General features: G+C 64.9%; 20 protein-coding genes. 5 read left to right on the top strand and 15 right to left on the bottom strand.

Going from position 1 to position 22,409, the window contains the following annotated elements; translation table 11 throughout:
- Positions 1-295 precede the first annotated feature (295 nt).
- Genes GZ092_RS19490 through GZ092_RS19480 form a run of 3 tightly spaced genes read right to left on the bottom strand, consistent with a single transcriptional unit; the run spans position 296 to position 3,422 of the window.
- Positions 296-1,183 (bottom strand): ABC transporter permease, encoded by an 888-nt coding sequence (locus tag GZ092_RS19490; protein ID WP_293638809.1) that lies wholly within the window; start codon positions 1,181-1,183, stop codon positions 296-298.
- Complete coding sequence (locus GZ092_RS19485) at positions 1,165-2,385, bottom strand: ABC transporter substrate-binding protein (protein ID WP_293638807.1); 1,221 nt, start codon at positions 2,383-2,385, stop codon at positions 1,165-1,167. The genes GZ092_RS19490 and GZ092_RS19485 overlap by 19 nt, the downstream gene beginning before the upstream one ends.
- Positions 2,385-3,422 carry a PQQ-dependent catabolism-associated beta-propeller protein gene (locus tag GZ092_RS19480; RefSeq protein ID WP_293638805.1) on the bottom strand — a complete coding sequence of 346 codons (1,038 nt, stop codon included), beginning with the start codon at positions 3,420-3,422 and terminating at the stop codon, positions 2,385-2,387. Before GZ092_RS19480 ends, GZ092_RS19485 begins: the two co-directional genes overlap by 1 nt.
- Before the next feature lie 163 nt (positions 3,423-3,585).
- Between GZ092_RS19480 and GZ092_RS19475 the strand changes: the two genes are divergently transcribed.
- From GZ092_RS19475 to GZ092_RS19465, 3 genes are all read left to right on the top strand, one after another.
- A complete protein-coding gene (locus tag GZ092_RS19475) occupies positions 3,586-4,686 on the top strand; it encodes a tripartite tricarboxylate transporter substrate binding protein (RefSeq protein WP_293638803.1) in 1,101 nt (366 codons plus the stop codon).
- A 5-nt stretch (positions 4,687-4,691) separates the two neighbouring features.
- Entirely contained in the window at positions 4,692-5,408 is a 717-nt protein-coding gene (locus GZ092_RS19470; protein ID WP_293638801.1) for an ATP-binding cassette domain-containing protein, read from the top strand.
- Between the two features lie 182 nt (positions 5,409-5,590).
- Complete coding sequence (locus tag GZ092_RS19465; RefSeq protein WP_293638799.1) at positions 5,591-6,256, top strand: hypothetical protein; 666 nt, start codon at positions 5,591-5,593, stop codon at positions 6,254-6,256.
- Between the two features lie 49 nt (positions 6,257-6,305).
- Here GZ092_RS19465 and GZ092_RS19460 read toward each other — a convergent pair whose 3' ends face one another.
- From GZ092_RS19460 to GZ092_RS19445, 4 genes are all read right to left on the bottom strand, one after another.
- Positions 6,306-7,331 carry a chemotaxis protein CheB gene (locus GZ092_RS19460; RefSeq protein ID WP_293638797.1) on the bottom strand — a complete coding sequence of 342 codons (1,026 nt, stop codon included), beginning with the start codon at positions 7,329-7,331 and terminating at the stop codon, positions 6,306-6,308.
- A 220-nt stretch (positions 7,332-7,551) separates the two neighbouring features.
- Positions 7,552-8,403: an ABC transporter permease gene (locus GZ092_RS19455; protein WP_293638795.1), complete on the bottom strand. Its 852-nt coding sequence runs from the start codon at positions 8,401-8,403 to the stop codon at positions 7,552-7,554.
- Positions 8,403-9,356, bottom strand: coding sequence for an ATP-binding cassette domain-containing protein (locus GZ092_RS19450; protein ID WP_293638793.1), 954 nt, complete (start codon positions 9,354-9,356; stop codon positions 8,403-8,405). The genes GZ092_RS19455 and GZ092_RS19450 overlap by 1 nt, the downstream gene beginning before the upstream one ends.
- Before the next feature lie 39 nt (positions 9,357-9,395).
- Positions 9,396-10,220 (bottom strand): siderophore-interacting protein, encoded by an 825-nt coding sequence (locus GZ092_RS19445; protein WP_293638792.1) that lies wholly within the window; start codon positions 10,218-10,220, stop codon positions 9,396-9,398.
- A gap of 202 nt (positions 10,221-10,422) precedes the next feature.
- Here GZ092_RS19445 and purT point away from each other — a divergent pair, with 202 nt between their 5' ends.
- Complete coding sequence (purT, locus tag GZ092_RS19440; RefSeq protein WP_293638791.1) at positions 10,423-11,625, top strand: formate-dependent phosphoribosylglycinamide formyltransferase; 1,203 nt, start codon at positions 10,423-10,425, stop codon at positions 11,623-11,625.
- A 47-nt stretch (positions 11,626-11,672) separates the two neighbouring features.
- Complete coding sequence (locus GZ092_RS19435) at positions 11,673-12,746, top strand: mechanosensitive ion channel domain-containing protein (protein ID WP_293638843.1); 1,074 nt, start codon at positions 11,673-11,675, stop codon at positions 12,744-12,746.
- 787 nt (positions 12,747-13,533) lie between these two features.
- Here GZ092_RS19435 and GZ092_RS19430 read toward each other — a convergent pair.
- The 8 genes from GZ092_RS19430 to GZ092_RS19395 all read right to left on the bottom strand — a co-directional run bounded on the left by GZ092_RS19430 (position 13,534) and on the right by GZ092_RS19395 (position 22,156).
- The gene (locus GZ092_RS19430) at positions 13,534-13,698 is read right to left on the bottom strand and encodes a DUF2474 family protein (RefSeq protein WP_293638790.1); all 165 of its coding nucleotides are present in this window, start codon (positions 13,696-13,698) and stop codon (positions 13,534-13,536) included.
- Positions 13,695-14,699, bottom strand: a complete 1,005-nt coding sequence (gene cydB, locus GZ092_RS19425) for a cytochrome d ubiquinol oxidase subunit II (RefSeq protein WP_293638789.1) — start codon at positions 14,697-14,699, stop codon at positions 13,695-13,697. The genes GZ092_RS19430 and cydB overlap by 4 nt, the downstream gene beginning before the upstream one ends.
- A 10-nt stretch (positions 14,700-14,709) precedes the next feature.
- Positions 14,710-16,119, bottom strand: a complete 1,410-nt coding sequence (locus GZ092_RS19420; RefSeq protein WP_293638788.1) for a cytochrome ubiquinol oxidase subunit I — start codon at positions 16,117-16,119, stop codon at positions 14,710-14,712.
- A 287-nt stretch (positions 16,120-16,406) separates the two neighbouring features.
- Positions 16,407-16,694 (bottom strand): hypothetical protein, encoded by a 288-nt coding sequence (locus GZ092_RS19415; RefSeq protein WP_293638787.1) that lies wholly within the window; start codon positions 16,692-16,694, stop codon positions 16,407-16,409.
- A 184-nt stretch (positions 16,695-16,878) separates the two neighbouring features.
- Positions 16,879-18,114 carry an acetate/propionate family kinase gene (locus GZ092_RS19410; RefSeq protein ID WP_293638786.1) on the bottom strand — a complete coding sequence of 412 codons (1,236 nt, stop codon included), beginning with the start codon at positions 18,112-18,114 and terminating at the stop codon, positions 16,879-16,881.
- Positions 18,111-19,544 (bottom strand): bifunctional enoyl-CoA hydratase/phosphate acetyltransferase, encoded by a 1,434-nt coding sequence (locus GZ092_RS19405; protein ID WP_293638784.1) that lies wholly within the window; start codon positions 19,542-19,544, stop codon positions 18,111-18,113. Before GZ092_RS19405 ends, GZ092_RS19410 begins: the two co-directional genes overlap by 4 nt.
- Positions 19,545-19,584: 40 nt before the next feature.
- Positions 19,585-20,397, bottom strand: a complete 813-nt coding sequence (gene fabI / locus GZ092_RS19400; protein WP_293638783.1) for an enoyl-ACP reductase FabI — start codon at positions 20,395-20,397, stop codon at positions 19,585-19,587.
- 19 nt (positions 20,398-20,416) lie between these two features.
- Positions 20,417-22,156 (bottom strand): alpha/beta fold hydrolase, encoded by a 1,740-nt coding sequence (locus GZ092_RS19395; RefSeq protein WP_293638782.1) that lies wholly within the window; start codon positions 22,154-22,156, stop codon positions 20,417-20,419.
- Positions 22,157-22,409 lie beyond the last annotated feature (253 nt).

Raw genomic sequence — 22,409 nt, 5'->3', positions numbered from 1 at the left:
GCATGCCCGGTCGTCATGATCCCAAGCCCACCTGGTTCGGGATCACCCACCACGAATGGCAACTTTTGTGCCATGTCGTAGGCTGGGCTGATGGGTGTGCTGACGCGCTGGCGACAGCCTTCGCAACGCCGCTTCAGGCCCTTGCGTGCTCATTTGCAACACCGCCAGGATGTGACACTGTTCAGAAATGAATCACCGGGTGGCGCACGGCGCATGGGGGCATCAGGGGCACGATGCACACCGCCGCGCCGCGCCGTGGCCAGCGCTGGATTGCGTCTTGGCGCCTGGCGGCCGCTCAGGCCGCGCCGCGCTGCTTGATCCAGCCGCGCTGCGGGTCGTAGCCCCACCAGGCCAGGCCAAAAAAGCAGGCGCTTCCGCCCACCACCACGGCCCAGGAAAGCACATTGACCTGCCCGTACATGGCAAAGCGCAGCGTTTCGACCACATGGGTGAACGGATTCCACTGCGCCAGCCTGAGCAGCCACCAGGCACCCGACTCTTCAAGCTTCCACAGCGGGTACAGCGCCGGGCTGATGAAGAACATCGGGAAGATCACGAAGTTCATGGTGCCGGCAAAGTTTTCCAGCTGCTTGATGTACACCGACAGCATCAACCCCAGCGCGGCCAGCAGCGTGGCCCCGCTGACCATCGCCAGAAACAGCAGCGGCACATGCTGCCAGCTCAGCGTCACGCCAAAGGCCAGCGCGATCAGCAGGAACACTGCCATCTGCAGCACCGACAGGCAGGTGCCGGCCAGCAGCTTGAAGGCCAGCAGCCAGCCGCGCGGCAGCGGCGCGGTGAGCAGCAGGCGCATCACGCCCATCTCGCGGTCGTAGACCATGGACAGCGAGCTTTGCATGCCGTTGAACAGCGCCACCATGGCCAGCAGGCCGGGCACCATGTAGACCTGGTATTCGACATAGGTTTCATACGGCGGCACGATGGACACGCCGAAGACGTTGTGAAAGCCCGCCGAGAACACCACGAACCACAGCAGTGGCCGCACCAGCGCCGACGCCAGCCGCGACGGCTGGCGCAGGAACTTGTTGATCTCGCGGCCGACCACGGCGCGCAGCGCGCGCGCCAGGTGCGGCAGCCGAGCCGGTGCGGCCTGCGGCAGGCCGGTGGCCACGGGGCTGGTGAGGTGCGGGTTCACGGGCTGCTTCAGGGGCGCTGCTTGCATGCCGATTCCTTTTCATCCATGCCCAGTGTGTCGAGGACTTCGGTGGGATGCAACACCCCTTCGAGCGGCGCCACGCCGGCCACGCCGTCGCCATGCGCCAGGAACATCGGCTGGCGCAACTGCCCGTCCCAGGGCCGGAATGACAGCCGTGGCCCCTTGGCGCCATCGAGGTAAACGCTGCCGCCGCGCAAGCGCTTGAGCTGCTGCGCAATCCCTGCCTTGGGGTCGTCGGCCAGCACCGCCGCAACCGCTTTGACGGCAGCCCAGGCAGCCCAGTCGTGGCCCTGCATGGGCCGGCCGGCGAGCTTGTAAAAGCGCCGCGACAACTGCGGCCCGCCATTGCGTTCCCAGTGCGGATGCCAGGCCAGCGCCATCAGGCCGCTGCTGCCCACCACCGGGCGCGGCCATTGCGTGGCGTAGGGCAGGGTGCGCGCGAATTCGCCGATGCTGTCGGCCACGGCCACCAGCTCATGTTCGCGGTCGCCGGTGAGCAGGCGCGTGTTGGCCAGGTCGCGCTCGCGCGGGTCGGTGCCGAGCTTGAAGGGCCGGGTCTGGACGATTTTCAGGCCATAACGCTGCGCCGACCGGACCAGGGCCTGGGCCTGCAGCGCATCCTGCGGCTCGGGGCCTTGCAGCAGCAGCAGCTTGCGCCAGTTGCGCGCCGCCAGGTACTGGGCCAGCGCATCGCTGAGCATCTGCGCGCTTGGCAAGGTGTGCAGCAGGTGCGCGGCGCATTGTTCACCGCGCAGCGCATCGTCTTCCAGGCCGATGTTGAAGACCATGGCGCCGCCCAGTGCGGCGGGGGCCAGCTGCACCAGCTGCCGCAGTTCCGGGGCCGGCAGGTCGGCCAGCACATGCCGCACCCCGGCAGCCTTGAGTTGCGCCAGCGCCGCCGGCAGGCCCTGCGTGTCGGCGATGGACAGCTCGATCACCTTGAGGCTCAGGCCCAGCACGTCCAGTTCAACGCCGGCTTCCTCGGCCGCCATGCGGGCCGCCGCCAGCGGGCGCCCGTGCGGATGGCCGGGATAAGCCTGCTCCAGGCGGCGCGGCGCATAGCGCGCATCGCCCGACTGGCTGATGACCGCCACCGTGACCGGAGTGGGCGCCGCCAGGGCTGCCACGGACAGCCCGCCCAGCAGACATCCCCCGGCAAGTGCCGCCACGCGCCGCCAGGCATGGCGCAGGCCGTGCGCGCAAGCCATCAGGGCTGCACCAGCACGCTGTGCGGCACGCGACCGGCCGCCACGCTGCGCACCGCCTTGCCGGCGGCGGTATCGATTAGCGTCATGTCGTCGGACATGCCGTTGGCCACATACACGGTCTTGCCATCCGGGTGCACGGCCAGTCCCCAGGCGCGCTTGCCGACCAGGATGGTGTTGCGCACCTGGCGGCTGGCCTGGTCCACCTCGGCCACATGGTTGGCGCGACCCAGCGCCACCCACACGGTTTTTCCGTCGGGGCTCAGCGCCATGCCGACCGGCGTGATGTCGCTGGCGCGCATGCCCTTGACCTTGAATTCCAGCGTTTGCTTCACGGTCTGGTCGTCGGTGCTCACGATGCTGACGCTGGCGCCCAGTTCGTTGCTGACCCACAGTTCCTTGCCATCGGCGGCCAGCACAAAGCGCCGGGGACGGTTGCCGACACGGATGTTCTTGACCACCTTTCGCTGCGCCAGGTCGATCAGGTGAACGACGTTGGCCACTTCGGACGTGACGTAGGCATGCTTGCCATCGGGCATCACCAGAATGCCCTCGGGCTCGCCGCCGGTCTTGACTTCAAACAGCTTGGCGCGGGTTTGCAGGTCATAGGCGGCCATGACGCTCTCGTCCTCGATCGAGACATAGGCGGTCTTGCCGTCAGGGCTCAGGTCGAAGATTTCCGGGCTGTCGCCGAGTGCCACCGTGCCGGTCATTTTGGCGCTGGCCAGGTCCACCAGCCCCATCTGGTTGCTGTCGCCGCAGGACACGTAAATCTGCCGGTGGTCCAGGCTGAACTGCATGTGGCGCGGGCGCTTGCACACGTCGATCGCCGCCAGGCGCAAGCCCTGCGTGTCAAACACCTGGATGCGGTTGTCCTTTTCGCTGGAGACATACACGCGATTGGGCGTGGGTGCAGGCACTTGCGCCTGCGCCGTTGGCAACAAGGCGCTGGCGGCGATGCCGGCGCCCAGCGCCAGCGACAAACGCAGCCAGCGGAACGGCCGGCAGGTTTTTGGGGTCTGGGGAAAAGCAGGGCGCATGGTTTTTTGTCTCGCGTTGGTGAAATAAGGGAATATGCTTTGGGATGCATTGCCGCTGAAAGCAAAATCAGGGCCAAAAACAGGGGCACGCTTGTTGCTTCATCCTACGTTTTTAACTGTTGCCAGTCCACTGGATTCAAACCCGCTGACCTGTCTGAATGCCATGCCCCTGTTGCCGTCTTCCCCTTTGTCCACAGGTCCGTCTGACCCGCATGTGCCGGGTTTGTCCAGTCCTTCCCGCGTGAACCGGCGGCAGTGGCTCGGCCATCATCTGGCCATTGGCATGGCCGGACTTGCCGGGCTGGTCTACCTGCCGGCAGCCGCTTCCGCTGCGGCCAGCCAGGGTCATGCGGACATGCCCGCCGGCTGGCCGCTCAAGCCGCTGACGCTCATCGTGCCGTGGCCGGCCGGCGGCGCCACCGACCTGACCCTGCGCGTGTTGTGCGAAGAGGCCGAGCCCCTGCTGGGCCAGCGCATCGTCATCGTCAACCGGCCCGGCGCAGGCGGCACCCTGGTGGCGCCCGCGCTGAAAGCCGCCGAGCCCGACGGCTATACCCTGGGCCAGCTGCCCATCACGGTGTTTCGCCATGCGCTCATGAACCAGGTGCCTTGGGACCCGGTCCGGGACCTGATGCCTATCCTCCAGGTGTCCAGCACCACCTTTGGCCTGCTGGTGCCCGCCGACAGCCGCTGGGCCAGCGTGGCCGACATGCTCGACTGGGCACGCCAGAACCCGGGCGCGCTGCTCATGGGGTCCACCGGCATCGGCACCACCGCCCACCTGGCCATGGAGGAAATTTTGCTGGAGCAAGGCATCCGCTATGTGCATGTTCCCTACAAGGGCACAGCCGACCAGATGCTGGCCATAGCCTCGGGCCAGCTCATGGCGGGCGTCAATTCGACCGGTTTTGCGCCCTGGCTGGACCAGGGAAAGATGCGCCTGCTGGGAATTTTTTCGGCGCAGCGAAGCGCCCGCTGGCCTGACGTGCCGACGTTCAGCGAACTGGGTTTTCCGCATTCGGTCTATACCTCGCCCTGGGGCCTGGCAGCGCCGCGCGGCACGCCTGCGCCTGTCGTGAAACTGCTGCATGACGCGTTCCGCACGGCCATGCACAGCGAGCGGCACAAGGCTGCGCTGGCCCGCTACGATCAGAACCTGGACTATCTTTCGACCCAGGCCTATGCGCAGGCCATCGTGCAAACGGTGGCGCATGAAAAAGCATTGTTGCGCCGTATGAACCTGCTGGCCGTACCGTCCACCTGAAATCCATGAACCTTCCGTCACTCATTTCCGCGCCGCTGCTGGATGCCCGCGACCTGCACAAGTCGTATGCGGGAAAACCGGCGCTCCAGGGCGTCAGCCTGCAATTGTTCCCCGGCGAAATGGTCGCCCTGCTCGGCCCCAACGGCTCGGGCAAATCCACGCTGATGCAGCTGCTGACTGGCTTGTTCAGCCCCGACAGCGGACATATCGAGGTGCTGGGCTTCGACATGCGCACCCATGCCAGCCGTGCGCTGGCCGGGCTCGGCGTGGTGTTCCAGCAAACCGCGCTGGACCTTGACTTGTCGGTGCAGGCCAACCTGTTGTTCCACACCGACCTGCACGGCCTGCCGCGCCGCATCGCGCGCGGCAGGATTGCCGAGGCCCTGGCCGGCATGCAGGCCGGCGCCGTGGTGCGAAGCCTGTCGGGCGGCACACGGCGCAAGGTCGAGCTGGTGCGCGCGCTGCTGCACCGGCCGCGCGTGTTGCTGATGGATGAAGCAACGGTCGGCCTGGACCCGGGCTCGCGGCGGCAGTTGCTCTCGACGGTCCGAAACCTGGTGAGCGAAAGCCACGTCGCCGTGCTGTGGGCCACGCACCTGATGGAAGAAATCGAAGTCGCCGACCGGCTGCTGTTCCTGCAAGCGGGCACGGTGCGTTTTGACGGAGGCAGCGACGCCTTCAAGGTGCAGTTTGCAGGTGATCCGGTGATGGGAAAAGGTTGATGCGCCTTTTGAAAGCGCCGGTTCCGGGGCCTTGATGGCGACGAATGCCTGTTGCTTCGCAAACGCAGCGAGCAAAACAGGTTAGGGGATTCCGCTCTTGAGCCGAAGGCGCGCCTGCTGTAACGTGCAGGGCGCCTTCCCCTTTGCAAAACCGCTGTTATCAATTCCTCAAGGAAGCCTCCATGCACGCACGTTTGAAATTCGCCATCCTTGCCTCCACCGTGATGCTGGCCGCCTGCGCACCGATGTCCTCGACTCCGCAAAATTCGATGAGTTTCTTTGTCACCAGCGCCAATCCGGGCAATGGCGCCGACTTCGGTGGCCTGGCCGGTGCCGACGCCTATTGCCAGAAGCTCGCCACGTCGGCCAATGCCGGCAACAAGAACTGGCGCGCCTACCTCAGCGCTGCGCCCAGCGGTTCAAGCCCGGCTGTGCATGCACGCGACCGCATCGGCCGTGGCCCGTGGCAAAACGCCAAAGGCGTGGTCGTGGCCACCAGCGTGGACAACCTGCACAGCGCCAGCAACCAGATCACCAAGCAGACCGCGCTGACGGAAAAGGGCGAGGTCGTCAACGGCCGCAGCGATGCAGTCAACATGCACGACATCCTGACCGGCTCCACCCCGGACGGCCGCCTGGCCACATCGGGCAAGGACACCACCTGCGGCAACTGGACCCAAAGCGGGGAAGGCTCGGCCATCGTCGGCCACCACGACCGCGACGGCACCAACCCCGATCCGGTCGCCAACGTGTCGTGGAATGCATCGCACGGCACGCGCGGCTGCGGCATGGCCGCGCTCAAGTCCACCGGCGGCGCGGGGCTGATGTACTGTTTCGCTGCAAACTGACCTTGAATGTGCCGGGCCGCAAGGCTGGTTGATCGGGAAAGCCGGCGGTTCAACCCTTGGCGGTGTGGCTGAAAAAGAGCGGGTCCAGCACCAGTTTGCGCAGCGGCTGAATCCGCTTTTCCGACGCTTCGGCCTCCTTGTGCAATCTGGCCGCCTCGTCGCCAGCGCCCGAGGCCTGCGCCAGTTGCTCCATCTGGAGCAGCAGCATCACCCGCTCCTCGACGGCGCGCAAAGTGTCCCACAGACCGGTGTCGATGGCTTCGTTGACCTGGGCCATCAGGCTCTTGAGCGAAAACGCATGGCCGGTGTGGCAGCGAAAGCGAACAATCGGACCTTCCTCGATCTGCACCAGCACGCCATGGCAGTCGGGGCAGGTGTATTTTGAAACCTTGCCCAGGTTCATCACCCCGGCCTTGAGCGCATTGCCTTCCATGGCGATGTGGTTTTCCAGGGCCAGCTGCGCGTTGTCCCTTTGCACCCCTTCGGGTGCAGCGGTGCCGACCAGCTTGCCCACCCTGGCGGCCAGGGCCTCGACTGTGCCGACCAGATCGACCTGGACATGCGCAATGGCGCTTTGCGGCATGGACGAATACATGGCCTCGTCGGGCGCCTGCACCAGCGTGACGCCTAGATGGTCCTTCACCGCCCAGAGCCCGGCCGTGCCGTCGTCCAGCGCGCCGCTCAAAATCACGCCGATGACGCGCGAGCCGAAGGCCGTGGCGGCAGAGCGAAACAGCACATCGATGGACGGCCTGGACCGGCCTTCCTTCGGACCCCGGCTGAGCCGGATGCCCTGCGGCGTGACCATGAGGTGGCGGTCGGCCGAAGCGACATACACCTGCCCGTTGCTGATCGCCTCGCCATCCTGCGCAATCTTCACGGCAAGCGGTGTCGAAGCGCCCAGCACCCGGTCCAGCTGGCTCGGGGTGTCCGCCGGAATATGCAGGACCACCAGAAAAGCCGCTGGCAGGTCGGCGGGCAAGGCATGAAAAAATCCCCGCAGCGCCTCGACCCCGCCAGCCGAGGCGCCGATGACCACGATGTCGCGTTTTGGCAAGTCTGGGGGGGATGGCATCGGTTCAGTCTACGGCAATACCGCCCGGAGAGGTAGCTGTTTGTGCGAGTTTGGCAGCGCGCGCAAGCCGCTCAATCCGCGCAAGAGAGGGACCTGTGTGGAGATGCGGTTTTGCTATATAAAAAATAGCTGCTTGCGCTCGTCCATATTGCGCAAAAGCCATTTTTCGCCCTTAAAAATCACCGTGGCCTGCGTGGCCTGTCAATCGCCGGCCCGGCGGTCAATTCCGGAAGCGCCTGCGCGTCAGCGCCAGCGCGACCCAGAACGCGGCCACGCCATAGCCCACCAGCACCGCCAGGTGCTGCAACCCCTGCGCCGGCCACTGGCCAAGGAACAGCGGGCGGATCAGTTCGACGGCGGCGGTCAGCGGCAGCCAGTCCGAGATCGTCCGCATCACGCCGGGCAACTGGTCGCGCGGAAAAAACACGCCGCTCAGGAACATCGTTGGCGTCAGGAACAGCGAGAAGTAATAGGTGAAAAAGTCGTAGCCCTTGGCCAGCGCATTGAAGATCAGCGCGATGCTGGCAAACACGATGCCGACCAGCCCCAGCAGCGGCAGCACCAGAAGCAGCATCGGGCTGTGGCTGATGCCCAGCGCCAGCATCACGCCCAGGATCACCGCGCTGGTGAACAGCGACTTGAAAGCGGCCCACAGCATCTCGGCAAACACCACGTCGTCAAGCCGCACTGGCGCGTTCATGATGCCGTCCCATGTTTTTTGCACATGCATGCGCGAGAAAGCCGAATACAGCGCCTCGAACGACGCGGCGTTCATCGCGCTCATGCAGACCGAGCCGCTGGCCAGGAACAGGATGTAGGGCACGGCGCTGCCATTCAACTGCACCTGCCCGATCAGCGCGCCCAGCCCATAGCCAAAGGCGACCAGCGTGATCAGCGGCTCGGCGATGTTGCCGACCAGGCTGGGCACGGCCAGCTTGCGCCAGACCAGCAGGTTGCGCCGGAACACCGGCCACCAGCGCCAGCTGATCTGCGGTGGCCGCAGCAGCGACGGCTGGGCGGCTGGCGTCGCTGCAGCTGGGGGCGTGGGTGTCGAAGTCGTGGCGTCGGTCATCATGCGGCCTCGCGGATCTGACGTCCGGTGAGTTTGAGGAACAGGTCTTCGAGGTTCGCGGGCCGGTGGAGGGTGCGCAGCTCGGGATGGTCGGTCAGCGCGGCCAGCAGGCCCTTGGCGTCGGCGGTGTAGAAAAACACCGTTTCGCCGCTGACCTCGACGCGCGCGGCCATGGCCCTGAGCTGCGCGTGCTGTGGCGATTCGACCAGCGCCAGCGCGCCGGCGCCATAGACCTCGACCACGTCGGGCTCCAGATTCCGCGCAATCAGGTCGCGCGGCGTGCCTTCGGTCATTTTCTTGCCGTGGTCGAGCACCAGGAGGCGGTTGCACAGGCGTTCGGCCTCGTCCATGAAATGCGTCGTCAGCAAAATGGACTTGCCCTGCTGCACCAGCCGCTGCAGCCGTTCCCACATCAGGTGCCGCGCCTGCGGGTCGAGGCCGGTGGTCGGCTCGTCGAGCAGCAGCAGTTGCGGGTCATTGACCAGCGCGCGCGCCAGGCTCAGGCGGCGCTTCATGCCGCCGGATAGCTCGCTGAGCTTGGCGTCGGCCTTGTGGGTGAGGGCGGCGAATTCCAGCAGTTTCGGGATGCGCTCCCTGATCACCGCATCCTTCAGGCCGAAATAGCGGCCAAACACCAGCAGGTTCTCGGCGCACGAAAAATCCGGGTCCAGGCTGTCGAACTGGCTGACGATGCCGAGCTGCGCCTTGATCGCCAGCGCGTCCTGCGGCATGGCCAGGCTGGCGCCCTGGCCATTGGGAAAGTAGCGGATGCTTCCCGAATCGGGGCTGGTCAAGCCCAGGCACATGCGGATGGTGGTGGTCTTGCCTGCGCCGTTCGGGCCGATGACGCCCAGGCATTCGCCCGGCGCGATGGAAAACGACAGCTGGTTGACGACGGTGGTGTCGCCGTAGCGCTTGCTCAGGTCAACGACTTCAAAGAGGGGCTGGATCATGCGGACTATTGTGCCTATCGGGCGCGCGCCCGATGCATCTCAAGCGTCTTCGCCGTAGTCGTGGTCCGGGTGGTTGACGGCGCCGAGCTTCCAGTAGCCCCGGCCGACGATCTGGCTGCGCGGCAGGCCCAGCTCGCCGGTCAGCAATTCGCGGATGCGGCGCATGGCGGCGGCTTCGCAGGCCAGGTAAACGCGGCTTTCTGCCGAAGGCGCGCTGCCCTGGCGCAAGGCCTGCGCCAGCGCCAGGCCGGCGCGCTGCTTGTCGGCGCCGCGAACCACCCACTCGGTCGTGAGTTGCGCCGGGCTGTGCAGTGCGCGTTCCTCGGCGGCGTCGGCCACTTCCATCAGCACATGGACACGGGCGGTGGCCGGCAGACCGGCCAGGATGGTTTCAAACGCGGGCAGCGCGCTGTCGTCGCCAATCAGCCAATGTTCAGCCGCCTGCAGATCCAGCTTGTAGCCCGGGCCGGGGCCCATCAGGAACAGCACCTGTCCGGTTTGCGCCTGCGCAGCCCAGGTCGAAGCCGGGCCTTCGCCGTGCAGCACGAAATCGACATCGACTTCGCCGGCCTCGGGCCGCACCGCCAGCGGCGTGTAGGTGCGCATCGACGTGGCGCGCGGGCCGTCGGGCAAGGGCCGCACCGGCTCGGTCTGGCCGGGCTCGGGAAAGATCAGCTTCATGTAGCTGGCCGGGTCGTTCACCTCGAAGCCCTGCAGCTCGGCGCCAGTCAGCGTGATGCGGCGCATGGCCGGGCTCAGCACCTGCACGCGGCTGACCTCGACGCGGCGGGGCGGCCGGCGCTTGCGCGGAGTGTTCTGCGCGTCGGCAGGGGTGGACGAAACAGGGCGCGAAGGTTCTTGCATGGAATGGCTTTCTGGCGGCGCGCTATGGCCGCGATGGGTGTTGCAGTTGAGAATGATTGTCAACCAAAAGCCCCTGGACCGCTGTCCGCAAGGCCAAGCCCCGCGCAGGTCACACGGCTGAAGTAAAGTAGTCGCTCGTGGCCAGCCTGCCCGGCCAGCGCATCGCCCTTGCTTTTTTGTTCCCTTTTTTTACCTCCCCCTTATGACCACCTTCGGAACCCCTTTGTCTCCCCATGCCACCAAGGTCATGCTGCTCGGCTCGGGCGAACTGGGCAAGGAAGTGCTGATCGCGCTGCAGCGACTGGGCGTGGAAACCATCGCCGTCGACCGCTATGACAACGCGCCGGGCCAGCAGGTGGCGCACCATGCGCGCACCATCACCATGAGCGATCCGGCGCAGCTCAAGGCCCTGATCGAGCGCGAAAAGCCCGACCTGGTCGTGCCCGAGATCGAGGCGATTGCCACCGCCATGCTGGAAGAACTCGAAGCGGCGGGCACGGTGCGCGTGATTCCCAACGCCCGTGCCGCGCGCCTGACCATGGACCGCGAAGGCATCCGCCGCCTGGCCGCTGAAACCCTGGAATTGCCGACCAGCCCGTATGTGTTTTGCGATTCGCTGGAAGAATTGCAGACTGCCATCGACAGCAAGATTGGCTATCCCTGCGTCGTCAAGCCGGTGATGAGTTCGTCGGGCAAGGGCCAGAGCAAGATTGCCCTGCCCAAAGACGTGGCGCCGGCGTGGGAGTACGCGATGGCCGGCGGGCGGGTCAGCCACAGCCGGGTGATCGTCGAAGGATTTGTGGATTTTGAGTATGAAATCACGCTGTTGACGGTGCGCGCACTGGGCGCCGACGGCGCGGTGGAAACGCAGTTTTGCGAACCCATTGGCCACCTGCAGGTCAGCGGCGACTATGTCGAAAGCTGGCAGCCGCAGCCGATGCGCCCGGCTGCGCTCGAACGGAGCCGCGCCATTGCCAGGGCCGTGACCGACAACCTGGGCGGGCAGGGCGTGTTTGGCGTCGAGCTGTTCGTCAAGGGCGACGACGTCTGGTTCAGCGAGGTCAGCCCGCGCCCGCACGACACCGGCATGGTGACGCTGTGCACCCAGTGGCAAAACGAGTTCGAATTGCACGCACGCGCCATCCTGGGCCTGCCGGTCAACACCGTGCTGAAAAGCCCGGGCGCCAGTGCCGTGATCTATGGCGGCGTCGATGCGGCGGGCATCGTGTTCGACGGCGTGGCCGAGGCGCTGCAGGTGCCGCAAACCGACATCCGCCTGTTCGGCAAGCCCGAGAGTTTCGTCAAGCGGCGCATGGGCGTGGCGCTGGCCTTCGATGACGATGTCGAGGTGGCGCGCAGCCGGGCCCGGCTGGCCGCGTCGAAAGTACGGCCCCGCGCCGCCTGATGGCAGGCAGCTGGGAAGGCAATTGGCCCGTGCGATGGTCCGAACTGATGTCCTGGACCGACGATTCGTCGCTGCATGTGTTGATGGCGGCGCTGGTCGCGGTGCTGCTGGCGCTGCTGGTGCATCGGGTCACCGCCAGCGTGGTGCTGCGCCTGACGCGCTCCCTGCCGGTGTCCAACCGGGCAGCGCAGCAATGCCGCGCGCCGGCCCAGCTGCTGATGCCGCTGATGGCGCTGCAGGCAGTCTGGCATGCGGCGCCCGACAGCTTTTCGCTGATCGCCGGCATCCGCCATGCCAACGGCCTGCTGCTGCTCGCTGCGCTGACCTGGCTGGGCCTGCGCGCCGTTCGCGGCGTGGCCCAGGGCATCGTCGGCCTGTACCCGGTCAATGTGGACGACAACCTGCAGGCGCGCCGCATCCACACCCAGACCCGGATGCTGGCCCGCACCGCCATGTTCATCATCGTCATGGCCGGGCTGGCGCTGATGCTGATGACCTTTCCGGGCGCGCGCCAGATCGGCGCCAGCCTGCTGGCGTCGGCTGGCGTGGTGGGCCTGGTGGCGGGCATTGCGGCGCGGCCGATCTTCAGCAACCTGATTGCCGGGCTGCAGATTGCGCTGGCGCAGCCGTTTCGCATCGACGACGTGCTGATCGTTCAGGGCGAATGGGGGCGGGTCGAGGAAATCACCGGCACCTACGTCGTGCTGAAGATCTGGGACGAGCGCCGGCTGGTCATTCCGCTGCAGTGGTTCATTGAAAACCCGTTTCAGAACTGGACCCGGAGCAGCGCGCAGATCATCGGCACGGTGTTCCTGTGGGTGGACTACCGCATGCCGCTGGCGCCTTTACGCGAAGCGGCGCGGCTGGCGTGCGAGGCGGCACCTGAGTGGGACCAGCGGCTGTGCCTGCTGCAGGTGGTGGATGCCGGCGAGCGCAGCATGCAGCTGCGGGTGCTGGTGACGTCCAGCAATTCCAGCCTGAACTGGGATTTGCGCTGCAAGGTGCGCGAAGCGCTGGTGGACTGCATGCAGCGCGACTGGCCGGAGCATTTGCCGTTGATGCGGGCTGAAGTGGGGGAGCGTTCCGGGGTTGCGGCTGTTCCTGGGGCTGATGGAGCTTGAGCTTGTGGCCTGATTGCTGACTGGTTTGCGCTGCCTGGCTTTGCTGGCCGGGGGTTGCCCGGCGGCAACTCACTTTTCTTTGCTTCGCCAAAGAAAAGTAGGCAAAAGAAAGGCGACCCGACTGTCCGGGTCCCTTCGCTTTGCTACGGGCAACCTGCGCTGCCCCAAAAAAACGGGGGTCGGCGCAAACTCGCTCCGCTGCGCTTCACTCAAACAGCGCGCCGCCCTGATCCCGTTTTTTTGGGGCATCACAGGCCCAGCCAGAACGGGACAGGCGGGGGAAGAAGATTCAAACAGCCAAACAGCCAAACAGCCAAACAGCCGCAGTGCCTAGGCCCGGAGCATGCTTGCTACTAATTGAATAGCTGCTTACGCAAGCGTAGAAAGCGGAAGAAGCACTTTTGATGCACAAGCTCCGCAATCCACATCCGAATCCGCTCCCGCAAGTCCCGTTCTGGCTGGGCCTGTGATGGGCGGCAAAAGCGGGATCAGGGCCGCGCGCTGTTTGAGCCGCAGGCGAGTTTGCGCGGACCCCCGCTTTTGCCGGTCATCACAGGTTGCCCGAAGCGAAGCGCAGGGACCCGGACAGCCGGGTCGCCTTTTCTTTGGTGACTTTCTTTTGGCGAAGCAAAAGACAAGTTACTTGCCGCCGGGCAACCCCCGGCCAGCAACACCAAGCAAAAACCCCCGCATACCTCACACAACAGAACTTAAAACCAATCAATCAATCACCCATTCACCCGCCAACAGCAAAGCCGCATTCACAACAAACGCGTATCGAAAAGCACTAAGGAATCAAAACAAACCGCAACAACATCGCCACCGCCAGCAAGGCAGCAATGCTGGCCGCCCAGATGCCCGCCATCCACAGCAAGCGCACACCGAGCGGCGCCAGCAATTCGCCCTCTCGCGGCGCGCGGATGTCAGGCCATCGCAGGGGGGGAAGCTTCATGAGTGATACCCGTCAGGCTGGACCTTGCCGCGAAACACCCAGTACGACCAGGCGGTGTGACCCAGAATCATCGGCATGACCACGGCTGTGCCCACCAGCATGAACACTTGGCTGCTGCGGTCCGTGGCCGCTTGCCAGATCGTCACCGACCCCGGAATCACATACGGAAAAACGCTGATGCCCAGTCCGATAAAGCACAGCAAAAAGATCGACAGCGTCAGCAAAAAAGGCGCCAGTTCGCGGCCTGATTTCAGGCTGCGCACAAAAGCCAGGCTGGCCACCCCCAGCAGAACCGGCACCGGTGCCACCCACAAGATGTTCGGAAAGCCAAGCCAGCGTTCAAAATAGGCGCCCGTCAAAAACGGCGTTGCCAGGCTCACCAGTACGATTGCGATCAAGGTGGCGGCGCCCAGCCATTTGGCCAGTCGGGCGGCCTGCTTTTGCAAATCACCCTCGGTCTTGAGGTTCAGCCAGGTGGCACCCAGCAGCCCGTAAGCCAGTGTCACGCTGACACCGGTAAGCAGCGAAAAAGGCGTCAGCCAGTCCCACCAGCCGCCGGCATAGGCGCGGCCGCTGACCTGTATGCCCTGCAGCAAAGCGCCCAGCACGATGCCCTGCGACATGGCGGCCACGAACGACCCGCCAGTGAACGCAAGGTCCCAAAAACCCCGATGGGCCGGGTCGCGCCAGCGGAATTCAAAAGCCACGCCGCGAAATACCAGCGCCAGCAGCATGGCGATGATGGGTGCATACAGCGCCGACAAAATCACGCCATAGGCCAGCGGAAAAGCCGCCAGCAGGCCGCCGCCGCCCAGCACCAGCCAGGTCTCGTTGCCATCCCACAGCGGCGCAATGCTGTTCATCGCGGTGTCGCGTTCGTGGCCCACCTTGAACATCGGAAAAAGAAGGCCAATGCCCAGGTCAAACCCATCCATCACCACGTAAACGAACAGCGCAAACACAATGATCAGCGCCCAGACCACCGTCAAGTCGAAATTCATGGGGTGCCTTTCATGCGGGTTTCAAGACGACAGGCTGTGCTGACGCAGCGGGCGTGGTGCCTGCAGAGCGCACCGGCATGTTGGGCAGTTCGGACTCATGCGATTCAGGCGGCTTGTGCATCAGCTTGAGGATGTAAACGATGCCCGCGCCAAACACCGCAAAGTAAATCAGCACGAACGCGACCAGCGAAGCCGCGACCGCCGGGGCTGCCAGCGGCGAGGCCGAATCGGCCGTGCGCATCAGGCCAAAAATCGTCCACGGTTGGCGGCCGACTTCGGTGGTGACCCAGCCGGCCAGCACAGCCACCAGCCCCGACGGTCCCATCACCAGCGCAAAGCGGTGCAGCAGCCTGGAATCGTAAAGCCGGCCCCTGGCGCGGGCATACAGGCTGAACAGGCCGAGCGTGGCCATCAGCACGCCCAGGCCCACCATGATGCGGAACGACCAGAACACGATGCCCACGGGCGGACGGTCTGCCACCGGCACGGTGTCCAGCCCCGCCAGGGGCGCGTTCAGGTCGTGCTTGAGCAGCAAGGACGAGGCTTTGGGAATCTGGATCGCATAGTCCACCCGGTTTTCAGCGCTGTTCGGAATGCCGAACAAAATCAGGGGCGCACCGTCGGGATGGCTCTGGTAGTGGCCTTCCATCGCCATCACCTTGGCGGGCTGGTGCTCCAGCGTGTTCAGGCCGTGCATGTCGCCCAGAAAGATCTGCACCGGTGCGAAAATCGCCGCCATCCACATGGCCATCGAAAACATGATGCGGGCGCGCGGATTGGCCCGGTCCTTGAGCAGGTGCCAGGCGCCGACGCCGCCGACCATGAAGGCGGTGGTGAGGTAAGCCGCCGACACGGTGTGCATCAGCCGGTAGGGAAAGCTGGGGCTGAAAATAATGGCCAGCCAGCTGCCTGCCGAGATGTACTGGCCGGCTGCGTTCATGGCGTAGCCGGTGGGCGTGTGCATCCAGCTGTTGACTGAAATGATCCAGAAGGTGGACACGACCGTGCCGAAAGCCACCATCAGCGTGGCGGTGAAGTGCAGGCCCTTGCCGACCCGGTTCATGCCGAACAGCATCACACCCAGAAAGCCGGCTTCCAGGAAAAACGCGGTCAGCACCTCATAGGCCATCAACGGCCCGATGATGGGACCGGCCCGGTCGGAAAAAACCGCCCAGTTGGTGCCGAACTGGTAGGACATGACGATGCCCGACACCACGCCCATGGCAAAGACGATGGCAAAAATCTTGATCCAGTAGCGAAACAGGTCCATGTATTCCGCCCGGCCGGTCTTGAGCCACAGGCCTTCCAGCACCGCCAGGTAACTCGCCAGCCCGATGGTGATGGCCGGGAACAGAAAATGAAAACTGATCGTGAACGCAAACTGCATGCGTGCAAGCGTAAGGGCGTCTGGGAGGTCCACAGCAAGGTGCTTTCTTGACGGTAAGCCGGCGGCGCTGCCACACACTGCCCGTTCAACAGGACTGCGATTTCAGCACCCCTGCCATGAAGGCCGGGTTTGCTGACCGTGGCAGGCTTCGCAACGTCAAACATTACTCCTAATCCGCAAACCAAGAAAGCGCGGCAGGCTGTCACCCCAAAGCGCACATCGGTTTTTATCAAGGCTTTGCTGCCGGCAGCGTATGCGGAGACACCTGTTCGTCCAGTGCCCGTCAGGCTGATGAGCAAAAGTTGCAAGGCAGGCTGATTTCACTTTAATTTGATAGCGCGTTGCGCAGGTGCAGTAAGCGCAAACAGCACTTTCAATGCATAAACGCCAAAACCAAAACCAAAACCAAAACCAAAACCAAAACCAAAACCAAAACCAAAACCAAAACCAAAACCAAAACCAAAACCAAAACCAAGCCCGAATCCGAATCCGAATCCGAAAGTCCCGCTTTGGCCGCTCAGCGCAGGTTGCCCGAAGCGAAGCGCAGGGACCCGGACAGCCGGGTCGCCTTTCTTTTGCTGACTTTTCTTTGGCGAAGCAAAGAACAAGCGAGTTGCCGCCGGGCAACCCCCGGCCAGCAAAGCCCTGCAAAGCATCCGTCGCTCATCAATCCGCAAAACCAGGCCAGACGTTCATGCTGCCCCGTCAAGCTGAAAACCAAGCGCTCACAAGCCAAAAGGCACTTCTGCGCAATACCCGCAAGCGCAAGCAGCTATCAAATCAATAGTCCATTCACAACCCGCCCGAACGCCAGTCATGCGCCCCGCGCCCCTGCAAAACGGCCTGCGTATGCTGCGCAATCATCAGCTCCTCATTGGTCGGAATCACCCACACCGCCACGCGGCTGCCCGCCGTGCTGATGCACCGGGCGCCCGAGCCACCGGCCTGGTTGGCCGCCTCGTCCAGCGCAACGCCCAGCCAGGCCGCATCCCCGCAAACCCGGCGCCGCAGACTGGCACTGTTCTCGCCAATGCCGGCGGTGAACACCAGCGCTTGCAGCCCGCCGAGCGACGCGGCCAGGCTGCCGAGATGCTGCGCGATGCGGTACACATACAGGTCGATGGCCTGCCGGGCTTCAGGCGCTTCGCTGGCTTCCACCACGCGCATGTCGCCTGAAATGCCCGACACGCCCAGCAGGCCCGACTGCTCGTAGAGCAGCTTTTCAACCGCTGGAACACTCATTCCCAGCCCGCTCATCAGGTAAAGCACCACGCCCGGGTCCAGGCTGCCGCAGCGGGAGCCCATCATCAGGCCGTCCAGCGCCGTGAATCCCATGCTGGAGGCGACGCTGCGCCGGCCTTGCATCGCGCACAGGCTCGCGCCGTTGCCCAGATGGGCGACGACCACCCGGCCGTTTGCCACCGCGCGCAGGTGATCGGGCAGCACGCTGGCAATGTATTCATACGACAGGCCATGAAAGCCGTAGCGCTTCACGCCTGCCTCGGTGATCTGGCGCGGCAGTGCGCAGGCCTGCGCCACCCAGGGCTGTGTGGCGTGGAATTCGGTGTCGAAGCAGGCGACCTGGGGCAGGTCCGGGTACAGACTGGCAATGGCGCGGATGGCCGACAGGTTGTGCGCCTGGTGCATCGGCGCCAGCGGCGTGAAGCCGTCAAGCTGCGCCAGGATGTCGGGTGTCACCCGGACGGGCCGCGCAAACTTTTCGCCGCCATGCACGACCCGGTGGCCCACAGCCCCCAGCGTGCGGCCGGCCGCATGGCGTCCCAGCCAGTCGAACAGCGCCGCAAACGCCTCTTGCGGCCCCAGCAGCGGGTCGTTCGACACGCTGATGCGCCGGTCTTCGAGTGGCTCGTTGCCTTGGCCCCACACCTGCAGGCGCGGGTGGCTGCCGATGCCTTCGATGCGGCCGTTGGCAATGCGCGCCAGGGCCGAACCGGGCCGGACCACGTCGTAGGTGGCAAACTTGACGCTCGACGAACCCGAGTTGATGACCAGCAGCGCCTGCGTCATGCGGGCGCCAGGGCTTTGAGCCGGTGGTTGATCAGCAACAGGGCGATGGCGCAGGAGGCAATGCGCGAATGCGCCGAATCGGCCCGGCTGGTCAGCACGATGGGAACTTTCGCGCCCATCACCAGCCCGGCGGCCTGCGCGCCGCCCAGGTATTCAAGCTGCTTGGCCAGCATGTTGCCCGATTCCAGGTCGGGGACCACCAGGATGTCGGCGTCGCCAGCCACCTCGGATTTGATGCCCTTGGTCCTGGCGGCGGCCAGCGACACGGCGTTGTCGAAGGCCAGCGGGCCATCGACCAGCCCGCCGGTGATCTGCCCCCGGTCGGCCATCTTGGACAGGGCGGCGGCGTCCATCGACGAGCGCAGCTTGGCGTTGACGGTCTCCACCGCCGACAAAATCGCCACCTTCGGTCGGTCAATGCCCAGCGCATGCGCCAAATCGATGGCGTTTTGCACGATATCGACCTTGGCGTCGAAGTCGGGTTCGACGTTGATGGCCGCGTCGGTGATCAAAAGCGGCTTGGGATAACGCGGCACGTCAAGCACGAACACATGGCTGACGCGGCGCCCGGTGCGCAGGCCGGTCTGGGCATTGACCACCGCGCCCAGCAATTCGTCGCTGTGCAGGCTGCCTTTCATCAGCGCCTCGACCTCGCCGGCACGGGCCAGCTCGACCGCCCTGGCTGCCGCCGCATGGCTGTGCGGCACATCGACGATGGAAAAGCCGCTCAGGTCGAACCGGCATTCTTCGGCCAGGCTGCGGATGCGCGGCTCCGGCCCGATCAAAATGGCCTGGATCAGGCCCAGCCGGTCGGCGTCCAGCGCGCCTTCAAGCGCCTCGCGGCTGCACGGATGCACCACACCCATCCGGATGCGGGGCAGGGCCCTGGCGGCATTGAGCAGCTGGTCATAGCGCAGGTTCTTGTCGGCCAGCAGCGGCTCGGGCAGGTCGGTGCGTGCAATGCGCAGCTTCCCGGCCGGCGCGGCGACATGGGCCTCACCATCAATCACCACGTCGCCGTCCTGGTCGGTGCAGGTGGTGTGCAGCCAGACATGGCGATGGGCCGCCTCCACTGCCGTCACCGTGACGGTCACGGTCAGCGTGTCGCCGATATGTACCGGCTTGAGGAACTTGAGCGTCTGGCCGAGGTAGATCGTTCCCGGGCCGGGAAACTGCGTGCCCAGCACGGTCGAGATCAGGGAGCCGCCCAGCATGCCATGGGCGATGATTTCGTGAAAGTGGCTGGTCTGGGCATACAGCGCATCGACATGCGCCGGGTTCACGTCGCCGGACACGGCGGCAAACAGCTGGATGTCGCGCTGCGTGACCTGGCGCACCAGGCTGGCGCCGTCGCCGACACGGATCGTGTCGAAAGGATGGTTTTCAAGGAAGTCGGCCGGCGGGCCGGGCGGGGTGATGAGCGAATGCATGGCTTGCCTTTGTTGTTGTCTTCAGGGTGGTGCGGCCAGGTTAGCCCATGACGTGGTAGCCGGCATCGACATAGGTGACGTTGCCGGTCAGCGCGCGGGCCGCGTCGCTGCACAGCATGGCGGTGACGGCGCCGACATCGGCAATCGTCACCAGCTGGTGCTGGGGCGCGCGGCTGGCGGCTTCGTCCAGCAACTGCTCGAAGTCACCGATGCCCGAGGCCGCCCGCGTCTTGATCGGGCCGGGCGAGACCGCATGCACGCGGATGCCGGCCGGGCCGAGTTCGGCGGCCAAGTAGCGCACCGACGCTTCGAGCGCTGCCTTGACCGGTCCCATGATGCCGTAGTGGTCGATGACCTTTTGCGCGCCGTAGTAGCTCATCGTGACCAGCGTGCCGCCGCCGGCCATCAGCGGCTCGGCCAGTTTCGCCATGCGCAGGAACGAATGGCACGACACATCCATGGCCCGGGCAAAGCCTGCGGCGCTGCTGTCCACGATGCGGCCGTGCAGGTCGTCGGCCGGCGCAAAGGCGATGGCGTGCAGCACGAAGTCAAGCTTTCCCCAGCGCTGTTCGATCTGCGCAAACACCGCTTCGAGCTGGCCGGGCTGCTCCACGTCGAGCGGCATGATGAGGTCGGCGCCGAGTTGCCCGGCCAGCGGCCGGACATGCGGCTCGGCCTTGGCATTGAAGTAGGTGACGGCCAGCGAGGCGCCCATTTCCTGCATGGCCTGCGCGCAGCCGTAGGCAATGCTCTGGTCGTTGGCAATGCCGACGACCAGGCCTTTCTTGCCGGCCAGGATGGGTAGCCTGATCGTTGTGTCTGCGTCGGGCGTGGTGTTTGCGTTGGGGGTCATGGGGTGCTTTTTGAGGAAATCAGGAAATCAGGACAAAGTGGCCGGGTGCGTCGTCAAGTGCCGGGTAGCCGCGCGCCGGGTTGCCCATGGGCGGCGGCGCGACGCGCTGGCCGCTGTGCTGCTGCAGCCAGTCCGCCAACGCGGGCCACCACGAACCCTCGTGCGCAGGCATCGTCTGGGTCCAGGTTTCGGGATCGATGTAACGGGCGTCGGCGGCGCGTGTCGCCAGTTGATAGCTGCGTCTGACGCCCGGGCCGGGTGGATTCACGATGCCCACGTTGTGCCCGCCGGTGGTCAGGCAAAACGTCACCTCGGCATCGGTGAGGAGGTTGATCTTGTAGACCGAATGCCACGGCGACACGGTGTCGCGCTGCGTGCCCAGCATGAAGATCGGCACCCGGATATCCGTCAGGACGATGGGCTGGCCATCGACCAGGTAGCGCCCCTCGGCCAGGTCATTGCGCAGGTACAGGCGGCGCAGGTATTCGCTGTGCTGGCGGTAGGGCATGCGCGTGGCGTCAAGGTTCCAGGCCACCAGATCGTTGACAGGCTGCTCATGACCCATCAGGTAGGCGTGCTCCATTCGCGACCACACGAGGTCGCGCGAGTTGAGCAGCGAAAAGGCGCCGGCCATCTGCTTGCCGTCGAGGTAGCCCTTCTCGGCCATCAGGTTGTCAAGAAAGGCCAGCTGGCTCTCGTCAATGAACAGGCCCAGTTCGCCGGGTTCCGTGAAGTCGAGTTCGGCGGCCAGCAGCACCAGGGCGTTGAGCCGCTCATCGTGGGTGCGGGCCATGAACGCCGCCGCCATGGTCAGCAGCGTGCCGCCCAGGCAATAGCCGAGCGCCTGAATCTTCTGAGCCGGCACGATGGCGGTCACCGCATCGATCGCCGCCATGACGCCGGCCATCAGGTAGTCGTCCATGCCGAGGTCGCGGTCACTGGCATCGGGATTTTTCCATGACACGATGAACACGGTGTGGCCGTTCTCGACCAGGTACCGGACCAGCGAATTGGCGGGCGACAGGTCCAGGATGTAGTACTTCATGATCCACGACGGCACGATCAGCACCGGTTCGGCAAACACGGTGTCGGTCTGCGGGCTGTACTGGATCAACTCGATCAGGTGGTTGCGGAACACCACCTTGCCGGGCGTGACGGCAACGTCCTTGCCCGGCAGAAAGTTTTCGGTTCCGGGCAGCGGCTGCCCGCTGGCAAGCCGCAGGGTGTCCCGCACCTGGTTCTGCAAGCCTTGCAGCAGGTTGGCGCCGCCGGTCTTGAGCGTTTCGCTCAGCACTTCCGGGTTCGTCAGGAAGAAGTTCGATGGCGACAGCATGTCGAGCAACTGCCTGGCGCCGAAAGTCGCCAGCTGTTCATGGTGCGCCGTGACGCCTTGCACGCCGGTGGTGGCGTTGTGCCACCACTGCTGGTTGAGCAGAAAAGACTGGTAGATCAGGTTGAACGGCCACTGCTGCCACTCGGGCGCCGTAAAACGGCGGTCCTGCGGCAGCGGTTCAATACAGGGCGCGTCATGAACGGCTGGACTTTTCAGTGCGTGCAATCCGATGCGTGTCGCTTTGCGCACCGCCTTGAACATCAGCGCTTGCTGCTTGCCGGGGGAGATTGCAAGATGGACGAACCAGTCCAGGTAGGCGCTGGCAAGGGATGCCGGTGACAGGCCCTGCGTGAGCTGGGCCAGTCTGGCATGCACCACCTGGTCAAGGGCGTTCCCTGCCGGATGCTCGGTCGGTTGATGGTTCATTGGGTTTCTCGTGTCAGGAAAAGCTGACGTTCTGTAAAAGGCAGTGTGCTCGGGCTGAAAAGGCCGGGCTTGAAGGCCTAGTGTTTACCCTTAAATTTTGACAGCCTGAAGAAAGACCGGGTTATTCGCGAAATGATGGGTGACAGGTTGATCTGGATCAACCGAGCTTGACGTTAGGGTGCGCCCCGCTGTCAAGGCTTCAAGGGATTCATCGCAAACGGCTGGCTGCCTGGAGCCAGGCATGAGGTTCGCG

The organism is Polaromonas sp. (genome assembly GCF_010365105.1).
In the GTDB taxonomy this organism is placed as follows: domain Bacteria; phylum Pseudomonadota; class Gammaproteobacteria; order Burkholderiales; family Burkholderiaceae_C; genus Polaromonas.
This window is presented reverse-complemented; position numbering and strand designations above follow the sequence as displayed.

What these genes read in the sequence shown, in the direction of transcription:
- GZ092_RS19490 (WP_293638809.1), bottom strand. Translation starts at nt 1,183, where the DNA reads ATGCAAGCAGCGCCCCTGAAGCAGCCCGTGAACCCGCACCTCACCAGC.
- GZ092_RS19485 (WP_293638807.1), bottom strand. Translation starts at nt 2,385, where the DNA reads ATGGCTTGCGCGCACGGCCTGCGCCATGCCTGGCGGCGCGTGGCGGCA.
- GZ092_RS19480 (WP_293638805.1), bottom strand. Translation starts at nt 3,422, where the DNA reads ATGCGCCCTGCTTTTCCCCAGACCCCAAAAACCTGCCGGCCGTTCCGC.
- GZ092_RS19475 (WP_293638803.1), top strand. Translation starts at nt 3,586, where the DNA reads ATGCCCCTGTTGCCGTCTTCCCCTTTGTCCACAGGTCCGTCTGACCCG.
- GZ092_RS19470 (WP_293638801.1), top strand. Translation starts at nt 4,692, where the DNA reads ATGAACCTTCCGTCACTCATTTCCGCGCCGCTGCTGGATGCCCGCGAC.
- GZ092_RS19465 (WP_293638799.1), top strand. Translation starts at nt 5,591, where the DNA reads ATGCACGCACGTTTGAAATTCGCCATCCTTGCCTCCACCGTGATGCTG.
- GZ092_RS19460 (WP_293638797.1), bottom strand. Translation starts at nt 7,331, where the DNA reads ATGCCATCCCCCCCAGACTTGCCAAAACGCGACATCGTGGTCATCGGC.
- GZ092_RS19455 (WP_293638795.1), bottom strand. Translation starts at nt 8,403, where the DNA reads ATGACCGACGCCACGACTTCGACACCCACGCCCCCAGCTGCAGCGACG.
- GZ092_RS19450 (WP_293638793.1), bottom strand. Translation starts at nt 9,356, where the DNA reads ATGATCCAGCCCCTCTTTGAAGTCGTTGACCTGAGCAAGCGCTACGGC.
- GZ092_RS19445 (WP_293638792.1), bottom strand. Translation starts at nt 10,220, where the DNA reads ATGCAAGAACCTTCGCGCCCTGTTTCGTCCACCCCTGCCGACGCGCAG.
- purT (WP_293638791.1), top strand. Translation starts at nt 10,423, where the DNA reads ATGACCACCTTCGGAACCCCTTTGTCTCCCCATGCCACCAAGGTCATG.
- GZ092_RS19435 (WP_293638843.1), top strand. Translation starts at nt 11,673, where the DNA reads ATGTCCTGGACCGACGATTCGTCGCTGCATGTGTTGATGGCGGCGCTG.
- GZ092_RS19430 (WP_293638790.1), bottom strand. Translation starts at nt 13,698, where the DNA reads ATGAAGCTTCCCCCCCTGCGATGGCCTGACATCCGCGCGCCGCGAGAG.
- cydB (WP_293638789.1), bottom strand. Translation starts at nt 14,699, where the DNA reads ATGAATTTCGACTTGACGGTGGTCTGGGCGCTGATCATTGTGTTTGCG.
- GZ092_RS19410 (WP_293638786.1), bottom strand. Translation starts at nt 18,114, where the DNA reads ATGACGCAGGCGCTGCTGGTCATCAACTCGGGTTCGTCGAGCGTCAAG.
- GZ092_RS19405 (WP_293638784.1), bottom strand. Translation starts at nt 19,544, where the DNA reads ATGCATTCGCTCATCACCCCGCCCGGCCCGCCGGCCGACTTCCTTGAA.
- fabI (WP_293638783.1), bottom strand. Translation starts at nt 20,397, where the DNA reads ATGACCCCCAACGCAAACACCACGCCCGACGCAGACACAACGATCAGG.
- GZ092_RS19395 (WP_293638782.1), bottom strand. Translation starts at nt 22,156, where the DNA reads ATGAACCATCAACCGACCGAGCATCCGGCAGGGAACGCCCTTGACCAG.